The following is a 14,378-nucleotide window of genomic DNA, read 5'->3' on the forward strand; positions in this document are numbered from 1 at the left end:
TGGCTCACAACTTAACTGTGTTCGTAGCCATTGAAATTTCCGCTTAACTTGAGAGAACACTAAATCTAAAACCAGATTTAATGTTCTCTCAGAGTTAATGCTCAATTTCAACCCATGGCTACTCACAACATAATCGTGTTCGAGCTGACTGTCTGCTATGAATAAGTTATCAATAACTGAATTCAAAGACCGAATTTAGTTATTGATAGACTTATTCTACGCAGCCAACCGTCAGCTCTCACAACATATAAAAAGGAGGTTTCATATGCCTAGCAAGACGTTTTTAGGCTTACCGTCAGATAAAAAAGCCAAGATTATTTCTGCTGCGCGGGCTGCCTTTTCGGATGCGCCTTATTCTGAAGTGACGGTCGCCGATATTATTCGCTTGGCGGAAATTCCGCGTGGTAGTTTTTACCAGTATTTCAAAGACAAGGATGATATCTACTTTTATTTGCTAGAAACCTTCCGCGAGAAATTTAAAACTAGTTTTCTATCTGATCTTCAACAGCATGATGGTGATTTGTTTGCTGCGTTACAGGCGACTTATGATGATATCACCGATTATTTGACCCATGGGATCGATCAGCGCTTGATCAAGAATATCTTTATGGAAATGGATTATCGTGGGTATCAGCACTTATTAAAAAGTGGTGGGCCACCTGCTGCCCGGCATCACAAACCGGATTGGTTACAGTGGCAACAAGATATTCGAGATAATACCGATTTGAGTAAGTTGCGCATTTCGGATGATCAGTTTGGATTGTTGCTGCACATGTTATTCGGATTTATGGGGCAATCATTAGCCCATCATATTCTCCAATCACCAGAAGAAGCACAACAAGCATCAACCATCCATGCCGCAAATAAATTTTCTGAGTTACTCAATTGGTTTGAGTATGGTGTTTTAAAAGAGACAACAGGGAGGGAATCAAATGATTAAGCTTGCTAAAAAGCGCGTTTCTGGCTGGGCCGTATTTTTTGCCGTGATGTTTATGGTCGGCCAAGTTTTCACGAGTTTATATTTACCCAATTTGACATCTGATTTGGTCAATTATGGGGTTGCTAAAGGAGATACCAATTATATTTGGAGCGCTGGGATGAAGATGCTGGCCGTTTCCGTCTTGTCGGTGATTTTCTCCTTTGGGAATGTTTACTTAGCTGCAAAGACTTCGCAGGGACTCGGTAGAAATCTGCGTAAAGATATTTATCATAAAGTGCTTTACATGTCGAATGATGAATTCGATCAAGTGGGCACGTCTTCATTAATTACCCGGACAACTAATGACGTTGTTCAGATTCAGAACGTGGCGATGATGGCATTAAGAATGATGATCATGGCGCCAATTATGTTGGTCGGTGCCAGCTTCATGGCTTATCAGAAGGATGCGCAATTAACGAGTATTTTCGTCGTTGTTATTCCGATCATGATCGTTTTTGTGGGGATCGTCATGTACTTCGCAGTGCCATTATTCAAAGCGATGCAGACGAAAACCGACCGTTTGAACTTGGTTTTCCGTGAAGGTTTGACTGGTGTTCGGGTCATTCGGGCTTTCGTTCGTGATAAATTCGAGCAGAACCGTTTCGACGATGCCAATTTAGATTACACCCGTAATGCACGCAAGGTATTCTCAATTATGGCCGTCATGATGCCGGTCATGACTTTGATCATGAGTGGGACAAACGTTGCCATTATCTGGAATGGTGGTCAATTGATTGCCAATCAATCGATGGCCGTTGGGAATATGATTGCCTTTATGACCTACGCAATGCAGATCTTAATGAGCTTTATGATGTTATCAATGGTGTTCGTTGTGGTTCCTCGTGGACAAGCTTCGGCAGACCGTATCGCGCAAGTTTTGAAGTTACAATCAACGATCAAACCTGCAGAGCAGCCAAAAGAATTCTCTGAGACAACACCATCGAGTCTTGACTTTGACGACGTTCTTTTCCGTTATCAAGGTGCTGAAAATCCTGCTTTGACTGGTGTGGATGCACACGTTAAACAGGGACAGACTTTAGCCATTATTGGTGGGACTGGTTCTGGCAAATCGACGCTGATCAATTTGATCCCGCGTTTTTACGATGTGGAATCTGGGTCGGTTCGAATCAATGGCTTGAATGTCAAAGATGTCGACGCGCAAACGTTGCAAGAACAGATTGCCATGGTTCCTCAGAAGGCACTGCTCTTCAAGGGGAGTTTGCGTGATAATCTGCGTTATGGTAATCCAGATGCAACAGACGATCAATTATGGCATGCTCTGGAAATTGCCCAGTCGACAGACTTCATTAAAGACGATGACGGCTTGGATACTTTCGTTGAACAAGGCGGGGACAACTTCTCTGGTGGTCAAAAACAACGACTAGCCATTGCGCGTGCCTTGGTTAAAAAAGCATCTGTTTACGTATTCGACGATTCATTTTCTGCCTTGGACTTCAAGACGGATGCGAATTTGCGCAAGGCTTTACTTGAAGATGAAACTGTTCAAAAAGCGGTTGTCGTCATTGTCGGCCAGCGTGTTTCAACCGTTGCTGATGCAGACCAGATCATCGTTCTTGATGAAGGTAAGATGGTCGGTATTGGGACCCATCCAGAATTGAAAGCAAATAATGAAACTTATCGCGAAATCGTTGAATCACAAATTAAGCAAGGGGGCGAAATGAATGAGTGAGAAATCAAGTCGATCTAGTCATAGTTCTCGTCCAATGGGCGGCGGTCACGGACCTGGTGGCATGTCTATGCCTGGTGAGAAGCCTAAGAACTTCTGGGGAACGACGAAACGTCTATTTGGTTACATGGGCAAGTATTGGATTGCCTTAGTCGTGGTCATGATTTTTGCCATTGCTTCGCAAATTCTGCAAGTTAGAACGCCTAAGATTTTAGGTGAAGCAACGACGGAATTATTTAAGGGTGTCATGCGTGGTGAAGCCATGCAAAAAGCCGGGATCGCCATGAGACGTTATCCCGTTGATTTCGACAAGATCCAAGAAATCGTCATCACGGTTATCTTTATGTATTTGGCATCCGCATTGTTGAGCTTCGTCATGCAATTCGTAATGACGCGGGTTTCACAGGATACCGTTTATCGTTTACGTAAAGAATTTAAAGAAAAAATGCAAGTTTTACCGATCAATTATTACGACACGCATTCCAATGGTGATATCATGTCGCGTGCGATCAACGATATGGATAACATTGCCGGAACTTTGCAACAAAGTCTGACCCAGCTGATCACAAGTAGTGTCATGCTGGTTGGGACTATCTGGATGATGTTGACCATTAGTTGGCAGTTAACTTTACTGGCATTGGCAACAGTTCCATTGAGTTTGATCGTCGTCGGTGTGGTCGCACCGCGTTCGCAGAAATTCTTCGCTTCACAACAGAAGAGCTTGGGATTGTTGAATGACCAAGTCGAAGAAAATTATGCCGGTCATATTGTTAATAAGAGTTTTAACCATGAACAAGCTGCCATGGATGAATTTGCGGCAGAGAACGAGAAATTGTACGCCTCAGCTTGGAAAGCACAGCTGATTTCTGGGATTATCATGCCATTAATGACCTTCGTCAACAACTTAGGTTATGTCTTCGTCGCCGTTCTTGGTGGGATCAAAGTTTCTACCGGGAATATGACGTTAGGTGATGTGCAAGCCTTCCTGCAATATACGCAGCAATTCTCTCAACCTATTTCGCAGTTGGCCAACTTAGCTAACACGATTCAGGCAACGGTCGCTTCTGCAGAACGTATCTTTGAAGTGTTTGATGAACCAAACATGATCGATACGCACGTAGATGTTGCGGATGATCCGGACACGAAAGATATTTTAACGATGGATCATGTTCAATTCGGCTATCAAGGCAAAGATTTATTGATGACGGATTACAACTTGAGTGTTAAACCTGGTGAAATGGTCGCAATCGTTGGCCCAACTGGTGCCGGCAAAACAACCATCATCAATTTACTCGAGCGTTTCTATGATGTGAGTGGTGGTTCGATTCGTTTGAAGGGTACCGACACTCAAAATATGAATCGCGAAGATCTGCGTCGTCATTTCGCAATGGTCTTGCAAGATACTTGGCTATTCACGGGGACGATTTATGATAACTTGAAATATGGACGCGAAGATGCGACCCATGACGAAATTATCGAGGCCTCTAAGGCTGCTCATGTGGACGAATTCGTTCGTCAATTACCTAAGGGTTATGACACGATTCTAAACGAAGAAGCATCGAATATTTCGCAAGGTCAACGTCAATTATTAACGATTGCACGTGCATTTGTCGCCGACCCAGAAATTCTGATCCTCGATGAAGCCACGTCATCTGTTGATACGCGGACCGAATTGCAGATTCAGCATGCCATGGGTCGTTTGTTGAAAGGCCGGACAAGTTTCGTGGTTGCCCACAGACTTTCGACAATTCGCGACGCAGATAATATTTTGGTCATGGATCACGGCTCAATTGTGGAAACTGGGAATCACGATCAGTTAATGGCTAAGAATGGCTTCTATGCTGATCTATACAATTCACAATTTTCTGGCAATGTGGCTATTTAAGACTGGAGGGAATTTTTCAATGAAAATTAAAAAAATAATTGCCAGTCTCGCGGTGGTACTCGGGAGTGCCGTCGCTTTAGCCGGCTGTCAAAGTGGCACGCCAAGCTTGAAGCCTAGCAAGAGCACTTACAATGCTAGCGGCTTGGTTGCTGCGGTCAAAGGGACCGTGAGCAAGAATGCCAAGGTCACTTACCAAATTGGCTCGGCTGCTAGCAAAAAGGCGACTAATAATGATGGTTCTTTCGTCATTCAAGTCCCAAGTCAAACCAAAAAAACGCAAGTGACTTTAAAAGCAACCAAGTCTGGCAAGACGACCACCAAAAAGGTGACCGTCAATCCAAGTAAGACTTTGGTAGCTTATCCAAAATTTGCGATGACTTATAATATGGTCAATCAACAAATGAAACTGACTGCACCAGCCTTACCTATGACTCAAAAAGATGGGCTAGTCGATCTTTATTCTGCTGATGGCGTACGCATTCGTGCAAATGTTCAAAATCAGAATGTCGTCAGCATCGCCTATATTTTCCCAGTGAAATCGATGAAGTCGAAGACAAAGATGAAAGACTTTGCCATGAGACTCACTGTCCTGGCGACTGCGGTAGGTGCCGATGGTCAAAAAGTGCTTAAAGATTATCAAAAGTTAGCTAAGGATGCCGAAAACGGACAGACAACCGTTGATAATATCAACAGCAAGGGTGTCACGTTTGAAACCAGCTTCTCAGATCAGGCATTGTATATGTACTTGGTTAAAAAATAGAACCACCAACAAAAACTGCGATTCACATCGCAGTTTTTTTGTCGAATAAATTGTATTGAACGTTAAAAACAACACTGGTTGTCTTTTCCAATTGAAAAATGCTAAGCTGATATGAGAGGTGAGTTCATGTATGCGCAGACGCAGCAGTTATTAGCCAATTTAGTTTCAGATAAAATTGTTCCTGGCGTCAGTTACGCGATTCTAAATCAGTCGGAAGTGTTGACTGATGTGTTTGGTTGGCGTGAGGTGATGCCTGAACGGCAGAAATTAATTCCGGGATTACAATATGATTTAGCCAGTCTAACGAAAGTGATCGGCACAGCGACGGTGATTTTCCAATTGGTGGAACAAGGCAAGCTGTCACTGGCTGATCCGGTGCAGAAATACTTGCCCGAATTCACGGATCCGCGGGTGCAAGTGTGGCATTTGCTGACGCACACTTCTGGGATCGCCGGATATATTCCGCATCGTGATGATTTATCTGCAGCGGCATTGAAAGCAGCTTTGCTAAAATTTCCGGTGACAGAAACTTTCGAGCACGAAATGATTTATACCGACGTGGGATTCTTATACTTAGGCTGGATCATTGAACAAATCTATCAGCTGCCTGTTCAACAAGTTATTTCGCAACAGGTGCTGCGTCCGTTGCAACTTCGCGGCGCAACGTTTACGCCTGCTCCTGCGAATTGTGTGCCGACGAATCGTCGCGACGGCACCTTATTGCAAGGAACAGTTCACGATCCGAAAGCGCACACGCTAGGGGAACATTGTGGTTCGGCTGGTTTGTTTGCAACTTTGGCTGACTTAGTGCAATTTAGTCAGTGGTATTTAGGCCAGCGACCGGATTTGCCGGCCGTGATTTCGCCAGAATTTATCCATGAGCTCTTTGCGGATCGCACTCGTCATCAGTTACAGCGGTCATTGTCGTGGGCGTTAAAGTTTGCCCCGCAAGATCAGCATTCCTTGATTTTCCACAGTGGCTACACGGGGACGTTTATGTTGTTGGACGAGCAGTTGCAGCAGGGGTTGGTCGTCTTGACCAATCGCGTGCATCCCGTCGAGAAAAATGACCTTTTTCTTGAAAAGCGGCATGAAATCGTGCAGCAATTTATGCGCGAATTGCCAATTTCTTTGGTTGGTGGGAAGTAGGGTTTTAAAATGCGATTCTACCTTCGGCAGAAGTTGCTCCAGAAAATAGTGGGAGGTTGCTGTGGGGACAGCTGCAGGATTTTCCAAAGTACGGAAAATTCTTCCGCCTAAAATGTGAGCTCCGGAAAAACACCGGATCTCATATTTTCCCTTTCTGTAAACTCACAAAGACCGTTCGTTAACAGAAATACCACTGCAATCCCACTATTTTCTTCCGCAACTTCTGCCTAAACTTATTTCGTTTAGGCTAGGATTGGAATAACAAGGTTCCTCAAATTTGATTAACATCGTTGCCTTTACTCTGAATAGATTTTTTGGAAGGTCGTATGTCTGTGTGGAGTTTTTTCCGGCTTAATTGAAGCAATTAAAAGCTTTAATCTACCTCCGGCAGAAGTTGCTCCAGAAAATAGTGGGAAATTGCTGTGGGGACGGCTGCAGGATTTCCAAAGACCGGAAATTCTTCCGCCTAAAATATGAGCTCCGGAAAAACACCGGATCTCATATTTTCCCTTTCTGTAAACTCACAAAGACCGTTCGTTAACAGAAATACCACTGCAATCCCACTATTTTCTTCCGCAACTTCTGCCTAAACTTATTTCGTTTAGGCTAGGATTGGAATAACAAGGTTCCTCAAATTTGATTAACATCGTTGCCTTTACTCTGAATAGATTTTTTGGAAGGTCGTATGTCTGTGTGGAGTTTTTTCCGGCTTAATTGAAGCAATTAAAAGCTTTAATCTACCTCCGGCAGAAGTTGCTCCAGAAAATAGTGGGAAATTGCTGTGGGGACGGCTGCAGGATTTCCAAAGACCGGAAATTCTTCCGCCTAAAATATGAGCTCCGGAAAAACACCGGATCTCATATTTTCCCTTTCTGTAAACTCACAAAGACCGTTCGTTAACAGAAATACCACTGCAATCCCACTATTTTCTTCCGCAACTTCTGCCTAAACGTATTTTGGCTAGGCTAGGATTTGAATAGCAGGGTTCCTCAAGCTTGATTGACATTGTTGCTTTTACTTTGCATAGTCGAACTAAAAAGTCGGATTGATAATCAAGTCCGCCTTTCGTCCTCTACTAAATTATGTTGCGCTTAAAATCAGTCGTACAGGGCTAGACGTTAACTAGAGTCACAACTATAAAGCAGCCAAGATGAGTCAGAACGCGGAAGAAAAAGTTGCGACTCGCAGTGAAATTGTTCTTGCGGGACCAGATGATTTCTTAAATTTTCTCGGATAAGTTGCGCAATAATGCAGTCATCCACCAAACCCAAGTCCCGCTAGAACAAGGGTGATCTTCAAGCCTTTTGTGGGCTTCAAAAGGCTTGAAGTCATCCCCACAGCGAGGCGCAACTATTTTCTGGAGCGTTCTGACGGAACCAAACTAAATCCCACATCACGTAAACAAGACCTTCATGAATCAGTTAGTAATTTTAAAATCCGTCGCCACGCCAAAAATCGTCATCCACAATCCGGATGGCGATTTTTTAATCCATGCAGAATTCGAGAGTAATAAAGTCGTTCATGTTCCGACCGAGAAGGCAGATCAGACGTTAATCCTGCAAAATACGACGTTTATCGAAGAAATATTCACTTGTGCAAGGAATGTGTTATCATTCGATTTATCACCTAGGATCGAGTTTCTGACTGCTGCTAAGACCGCGTAAATATAACTGAATGAGGTCACACGTGAAAATTGATTATCCGTTCACAAATCCTGGTGACTCTACTCAGCACATGATTCATAATGCGGATATCAGACTAAAGAACTTATACGCATATAACTTAGTCGTTAAGAAAGAAGTTGATCGTGTGATCCGTTATCATCCTTTAAATGCAGATCCTCAGCTCGAGGAAGCTTATCTCACTAAGATGGGCCAACAACGCTATTTGCTCGTGGCGCGTCATGGTAGCTGGCTGACGTTTAAGCGAACTTCCGAAGCCTATCAAGTTTATTTATTATTGGTCCACCAGCAAGACGTGGCTGTTGGCGATTTGGTCACACAGGTCACTTATTTCCAAGTTGCGCCGGATTTGTACGGGGCACTTTTATACGTCCCTACCACACAACCGACGCAAATGGCCGTTAGAAACGATCCAGAGCTCCTTGGTCAATTCCATCAAGTCATGCGAAAGTATTCTTTGCGGCAGGAATTAATCGGTTTGGCAGGCATTCTACTGTTCTTTGTGTTGATCATCTTGTTGCAGAGCAATATTCTAAACGCAGGTTGGTTTTATTCACTATTATTTATAATTAGCGGCTTATTATTGATTTTGGGTGGCATCTTGATTCATGCAGGTTATAAAAATTCGTTGGCAGTCTCGACAATTCCAAAGTTGCATCAGAATTTCTCGTCGAGTTTACATTATATTTTAACCATCAAGCTCGTTGATCCTTCTGCGCTGACAGATCAAGCAATTATGAAAAAGGTCGTTGACGTGATGCAAGCAAACCAAGGAGCGTATCGATTATTGGCACAACGAAATGCGACGTATTATTTTTACGTTGAACCTTTTACCAATGGGCAAGAAATCGAGTCGCAGATGAAAAGGGTGTTCGGTGAAATGGCAGCGATTTCGGTGATCAGTAATCGCGCCTTCTTCATTCCTGCCTAGGCCTGGCAATCGATCGGGTTGAAGCGATTCCTCTCTAAAACGAGCGTTTCCGTTAGATTAAGCACTTTAGAATCATGATGATTGAAGTAAAAGGAGAGATTATAATGACAAAATTATTTGGTGCTATCGCAATTTTAGCGGCACTATTTGAGGCTTGGCAAGCTTGGCGTTACTTTAAATTGATCCGCGACCACGGAAATAAGGATACGCCACCATTAGTCGGTTTTGGTATCTGGGGCGCAATTGTTTTTGCGGTTGCTTTAATGGCTGGGGGCATCTTTTTGCTATTCTATTAGCAAGATGACTAACTAAGAATCAAAATTTGGCGTTTATACTCGCCGGAAGTGTGGGAGGTGAGATCATGGGTATTTGGGCAATTGTCTTTGGCTTCGCTTTAATTCTAGCTGCGGGGTATGAAGCATACTCGGTTGTGCGTTCATTCAAGCGTCTACACACAAGTGGAAACGCAGGGACGTCTCCATTTATAATTTCTGCATATGCGTTTGGGTTTATTATCGCTATCTTTTTGCTTATTGCTGGTATCGGAATCTTCACTTTTTATTAGGGTGCATTGTTGAATTTGTTGCTGATGGATCATCTGCTACATGCCGCAATGGTGAGCACAGAGATTTTGCTTTGGTACGACTATGGGCAGATGTTAGGCTATAGTTATGGCGGATCAATTGTTGGGTTTGGGATCTTGTTTGCCTTTATTTTTTCTTGGTTGGGCAGGAAGCAACCCAAACAGGCTTATAGTTTTCCGAAGTGGTCAAGATTTTTGATCGTGATCATACTGCTGGGTAGCTTTCTTCATATGCAAGTTCTTGAAATAATTTCCAACGCTAATTATGTTTGGACAGCAACTGATTTCGGTCACGATATTGGGGCGCTGTTAGGCAGTCTTATTGGGTTATTTCTATTCGCAAGATATTTGTTAGGGCATCGTCGGAAAAGTCAATTAGCAGCGGATGAGATTTCCGATTGAGTTGATATGAAGTTTCCATTAAAAAATACGCAACCAAAATCGGATTTGATTTTGGTTGCGTATTTTTGGTGTGCTAGAATCCTGCGGCAATAATGCCCTGTGCTGCCAATTGTTTCCGCAAAGCTAACATTGCGGTGTATGTGGTCAGGATATAAAGGTGTTCGTCTGGGACGTTACCGGCTTTTTCGATAAAGTCTTCGAGCGAATCAGATAGGGTCACTTGCTCGGCTGTGGCGCCGGCAACTTTGAATCGGAGCTGGATATCTTTCATCCTTTCGCCACCAAGGACGATTTCAGGAATCTCTTGATACGGTAAATTTTCGAATTCACCATCCCAGATCCAACTGGTATCTTTGCCATCGGCCGCGTGGGCATTAAGCAGGAAGGCAAGTGAGTAGGGATGTGGGTCGGTTTTGATTAGATCGAAGACTTGATTGAGACCGACTGGATTCTTGACTAGGATAATTGTGGCGTGCTTGCCATTGAGCTTGATGACTTCTTGACGACCGAAAACTTGCTCGTCGAAGTTAAAAGCCGCGGCAATTTGGTCATGATCGATCTTAAGAAAGTTCGCGGTTGCATAGGCAGCCAGGGCGTTGTAAATATTATAAACGCCGCCAACGTGAACGGTCAGGGATTGCTTGTTGATAATAAAGTTAGAAAAAGTTGGCCGCAATTCTTGGATCGCGGTGACTTGGTCGGTTAATTCTGGCCGCTTGAAGCCACAATTAGGGCAGAAGTAATCGCCTAAATTCGCATAAGTGATGCTGTGATAGTGCAGAATGTGATTGCAGACGGGGCACAAGACGCCATCAGAGTTGAAGCTGGCACGTAAATCGGCGTCAGTCTTGGTATCAGCAGCGAAACCATAATAGATCTGTGGATTCGGCAAGTCTTTCGAATTGAAAATCGGCGCGTCGCCATTGGCAATGATCGTCGCTTCTGGCGCGAGTTTGATTCCCGCGAGGATTTTACTGTAGGTGGTATATATTTCGCCGTAGCGATCCATTTGATCACGGAAGATGTTCGTTAATAGGAAAGCCTTGGGAGTCAGCTGGCGACAAACGGATTCAACATTAGCTTCATCGACTTCTAGAACTGCCAAGCCCTTTTGATGTTTGCGACCAGCTGCCAGAAATGAGGTCACAATTCCCTGCAACATATTTGAGCCGCTGGGATTGGTAAGCACATCTGGATATTCTTGTTGTATAATTTTTGTGAGTAAGGAGGTGGTCATCGTTTTACCGTTGGTGCCGGTAACAATGATCACGTCGTAATTTTTGGCAAGGTGTTGCAGAATTTCTGGATCAATGCGTGTGGCGAGTTTGCCGGGGAAAGAACTGCCACCACTGCGGAAGTTGTGCAGGAACCAGTAGCTACTTTTCCCAAGAAAACTTGCAAAGGCCGCCTTTATTGACATGGTATTAACCTCGATCATTTTCAGAATTAGTACTGCTATATTCTACCATACTTTGCAAATCGACGGAATTCTTCGGGAAACCTTGGAAACACAATTTAGTGTAATGGATTTAGCAAAGTCGATTTGGCGTCATCGATTTACCAGAACCGATTGGTCATCGCGAGCGTGTGGTTAATTTTTACCAACTTATTCACGGCCATATTTTCAAAGGCGCAACTTCAAGCGTAGAGACAGAATCAGCCGTTAATTCGCGTTCTCAACTCTAAATCTAACGAGCTACAACTAGGCAATTGGTCATTTTTCGGTTATACTAAAAAGCGGTAATCAAAATTTGGAGGCAGAATAGAATGGCGCAATTATTCTTTCGCTATGGTGCGATGAATTCAGGCAAAACAATTGATATTTTGAAAGTCGCACATAATTATGAAGAAGAAAATAAATCAGTGATCCTCATGACCAGCGGCGTCGATTCTCGTGATGGTGTTGGCTACGTTTCGAGCCGCATGGGCTTGCGTCGGAAAGCTGAGCCCATTTTTGCGGAGACCAATATTTTTGATCGTGTTCAAGAATTAAATCCTGACGCCGCTTGTGTGTTGATCGATGAAGCCCAGTTTCTGCAGAAACATCACGTGTTGGAAGCTGCACAGATCGTGGACGCTTTGAATATTCCGGTGATGACTTTTGGGCTCAAGAACGATTTTCGCAATGAGTTATTCGAAGGCTCCCATTATTTATTGCTTTATGCAGATAAATTCGAAGAGATCAAGACGATTTGCTGGTTTTGTCATCGTAAAGCGACAATGAATTTGCGGATCCATGATGGTAAGCCGGTTTATGAAGGCGCCCAAGTTCAAATCGGCGGCAATGAATCTTACTATCCCGTTTGTCGTCAGCATTATAATCATCCAATACTTAAAGATATTCAAAATACTGAGAAAGAAGGTCAATAATGGACAAGATTTTAGCACAATTAGATGGCTTGATCGATCGTTACGATGAATTGACCGAAATGATGGCCGATCCGGAAGTCATTGGCAACACGAAACGTTATCTGGAAGTTTCTAAAGAAGCAGCCAGCATGGCGGAAATCGTCAATAAATATAAACATTATCGCGAAGTCAGCCAAGGCATCAAAGACAATGATCAGATCATTCGCCAGAGTGACGACAAAGAACTGACGGATTTAGCTAAGGAAGACATGGCTGATTTGACGGCTGAACGCGATCAATTAGAAGAAGATATCAAAGTGCTGATGCTGCCGACAGATCCCAACGATGATAAGAATATCATCATGGAGATCCGCGGGGCTGCCGGTGGTGACGAGGCTTCTTTGTTCGCCAGCGATTTATTAGATATGTATCATCATTACGCCGAACGACAAAACTGGCAATTCGAGATCGTCGATGAGAACCGAACTGAAGTTGGCGGTTTTAAAGAAGTGGCCGTGATGATCACCGGTGACAACGTTTATTCGAAACTCAAGTACGAAAATGGGGCGCACCGCGTTCAGCGGATCCCTTCAACGGAATCGCAAGGCCGCGTTCACACGTCAACTGCCACGGTCGCCGTGATGCCTGAATATGATTCGGTCGATATCGATATCGATCCGAAAGATATTCGTGTCGATGTGTATCGTTCATCTGGTGCTGGTGGTCAGCATATTAATAAGACCTCTTCTGCCGTCCGGATGACCCATTTGCCTTCTGGAATCGTGGTGGCCATGCAGGATCAGCGTTCGCAGCAACAAAACCGTGAAAAAGCAATGCAAATTTTGCGTTCACGTGTTTATGATTATTATGAAGGTCAGAATCAAAGCGAATACGATGCCAACCGTAAATCAGCCGTTGGTACGGGCGATCGTTCTGAACGGATCCGAACTTATAATTATCCACAAAACCGGGTCACAGATCATCGTATCGGGTTGACTTTGAACAAATTAGATCGGATCATGAATGGCGATTTAGGCGAAGTTATCGATGCGCTGATCGTTTCCGATCAGACCAAGAAGCTGGAGCAAATTTCCGATGACGCCAACCAACTATAATCAGGCCCTGCAATGGGCTTTTTTATTGTTAAAAGAACATCAATTAGATCCCGAATCGGCCGAGTACGTGCTGATGGAGCGCTTGAATTGGCGCAAGACCAATCTATTGCTGAACGAACGTCAGGCAATACCGACTGCAGTTTGGCAACAATTTCAACAAGACGTCGAGAAATTAGCGACGGGGTTACCAGCACAATATTTATTAGGGCATGCCTGGTTTGACGGGCTGCAATTGCGCGTCAATTCGGCAACGTTGATCCCGCGGCCGGAGACCGAAGAATTAGTTGCGTGGATCAGCGAGAGTTATGACGCACCAGCACCATTGAAAATCCTCGATATTGGCACGGGCAGTGGCGCGATTGCCTTAGCATTGAAACGACGATTCCCAAATAGTTCCGTAACCGCCACCGATATTAGTGCGGATGCCTTGACCGTGGCTCAGCAAAACGCGCAGGATTTAAATTTACCGATCACTTTTTGTCAAGGCGATTTGTGGGCAGCGTTAACGCAGCCACAAAAATTCGACGTGATCGTTTCGAATCCGCCGTATATTGCCGAGAGTGAAAAAGCGGTGATGGATTATTCGGTGCTACATTACGAACCGGCGACGGCGTTGTTTGCCAAGAATAACGGCTTAGCATTTTATGAGCAGATTGCGACAACTGTTAGTGAATACTTAGTTAAGTCGGGCAGCCTGTTTATGGAATTTGGCTATCAACAAGCACCTGCGATCCAGCAGATTTTCCAGGCGTCCTTACCACAAGCTCAAGTGGAGATTCGTCACGACATGGCGGATTGGCCGCGAATGGTGCGCGTGTCGTTATCATCTTCTTCTATATAAATGGGCATCAATTAA

General features: G+C 44.0%; 14 protein-coding genes. 13 read left to right on the plus strand and 1 reads right to left on the minus strand.

Annotation, left to right across the window (positions count from 1 at the left end; genetic code table 11):
* Positions 1 to 265 precede the first annotated feature (265 nt).
* From EKM67_RS02090 to EKM67_RS02135, 10 genes are all read left to right on the plus strand, one after another.
* Positions 266 to 940, plus strand: coding sequence for a TetR/AcrR family transcriptional regulator (locus EKM67_RS02090; protein ID WP_125576806.1), 675 nt, complete (start codon positions 266 to 268; stop codon positions 938 to 940).
* Positions 933 to 2,669: an ABC transporter ATP-binding protein gene (locus EKM67_RS02095; RefSeq protein ID WP_125576808.1), complete on the plus strand. Its 1,737-nt coding sequence runs from the start codon at positions 933 to 935 to the stop codon at positions 2,667 to 2,669. Before EKM67_RS02090 ends, EKM67_RS02095 begins: the two co-directional genes overlap by 8 nt.
* Positions 2,662 to 4,551: an ABC transporter ATP-binding protein gene (locus EKM67_RS02100; RefSeq protein ID WP_125576810.1), complete on the plus strand. Its 1,890-nt coding sequence runs from the start codon at positions 2,662 to 2,664 to the stop codon at positions 4,549 to 4,551. The genes EKM67_RS02095 and EKM67_RS02100 overlap by 8 nt, the downstream gene beginning before the upstream one ends.
* Positions 4,552 to 4,570: 19 nt before the next feature.
* The gene (locus EKM67_RS02105) at positions 4,571 to 5,311 is read left to right on the plus strand and encodes a hypothetical protein (protein ID WP_125576811.1); all 741 of its coding nucleotides are present in this window, start codon (positions 4,571 to 4,573) and stop codon (positions 5,309 to 5,311) included.
* A 126-nt stretch (positions 5,312 to 5,437) separates the two neighbouring features.
* A complete protein-coding gene (locus tag EKM67_RS02110) occupies positions 5,438 to 6,460 on the plus strand; it encodes a serine hydrolase domain-containing protein (RefSeq protein ID WP_225417279.1) in 1,023 nt (340 codons plus the stop codon).
* 1,412 nt (positions 6,461 to 7,872) lie between these two features.
* Positions 7,873 to 8,124: a hypothetical protein gene (locus EKM67_RS02115; RefSeq protein ID WP_125576816.1), complete on the plus strand. Its 252-nt coding sequence runs from the start codon at positions 7,873 to 7,875 to the stop codon at positions 8,122 to 8,124.
* Positions 8,125 to 8,146: 22 nt separating this feature from the next.
* A complete protein-coding gene (locus EKM67_RS02120) occupies positions 8,147 to 9,073 on the plus strand; it encodes a hypothetical protein (protein WP_125576818.1) in 927 nt (308 codons plus the stop codon).
* 104 nt (positions 9,074 to 9,177) lie between these two features.
* Positions 9,178 to 9,369 (plus strand): hypothetical protein, encoded by a 192-nt coding sequence (locus tag EKM67_RS02125; RefSeq protein WP_125576820.1) that lies wholly within the window; start codon positions 9,178 to 9,180, stop codon positions 9,367 to 9,369.
* Between the two features lie 65 nt (positions 9,370 to 9,434).
* Positions 9,435 to 9,638 carry a hypothetical protein gene (locus EKM67_RS02130; protein WP_125576822.1) on the plus strand — a complete coding sequence of 68 codons (204 nt, stop codon included), beginning with the start codon at positions 9,435 to 9,437 and terminating at the stop codon, positions 9,636 to 9,638.
* A gap of 9 nt (positions 9,639 to 9,647) precedes the next feature.
* Positions 9,648 to 10,058 (plus strand): hypothetical protein, encoded by a 411-nt coding sequence (locus tag EKM67_RS02135; protein ID WP_125576824.1) that lies wholly within the window; start codon positions 9,648 to 9,650, stop codon positions 10,056 to 10,058.
* Between the two features lie 73 nt (positions 10,059 to 10,131).
* On the opposite strand, the gene EKM67_RS02140 is transcribed toward EKM67_RS02135, so the two are convergent.
* Positions 10,132 to 11,478, minus strand: a complete 1,347-nt coding sequence (locus tag EKM67_RS02140; RefSeq protein WP_125576826.1) for a Mur ligase family protein — start codon at positions 11,476 to 11,478, stop codon at positions 10,132 to 10,134.
* 347 nt (positions 11,479 to 11,825) lie between these two features.
* On the opposite strand from EKM67_RS02140, the gene EKM67_RS02145 reads away from it, so the two are divergent.
* Genes EKM67_RS02145 through prmC form a run of 3 tightly spaced genes read left to right on the plus strand, consistent with a single transcriptional unit; the run spans position 11,826 to position 14,363 of the window.
* Complete coding sequence (locus tag EKM67_RS02145) at positions 11,826 to 12,428, plus strand: thymidine kinase (RefSeq protein ID WP_125576828.1); 603 nt, start codon at positions 11,826 to 11,828, stop codon at positions 12,426 to 12,428.
* Positions 12,428 to 13,522, plus strand: coding sequence for a peptide chain release factor 1 (prfA, locus tag EKM67_RS02150; RefSeq protein ID WP_125576830.1), 1,095 nt, complete (start codon positions 12,428 to 12,430; stop codon positions 13,520 to 13,522). Before EKM67_RS02145 ends, prfA begins: the two co-directional genes overlap by 1 nt.
* Positions 13,503 to 14,363, plus strand: a complete 861-nt coding sequence (gene prmC, locus EKM67_RS02155) for a peptide chain release factor N(5)-glutamine methyltransferase (RefSeq protein WP_125576832.1) — start codon at positions 13,503 to 13,505, stop codon at positions 14,361 to 14,363. Before prfA ends, prmC begins: the two co-directional genes overlap by 20 nt.
* Positions 14,364 to 14,378 lie beyond the last annotated feature (15 nt).

The sequence above is a fragment of the Lapidilactobacillus mulanensis genome (assembly GCF_003946215.1).
Lineage (GTDB): Bacteria > Bacillota > Bacilli > Lactobacillales > Lactobacillaceae > Lapidilactobacillus > Lapidilactobacillus mulanensis.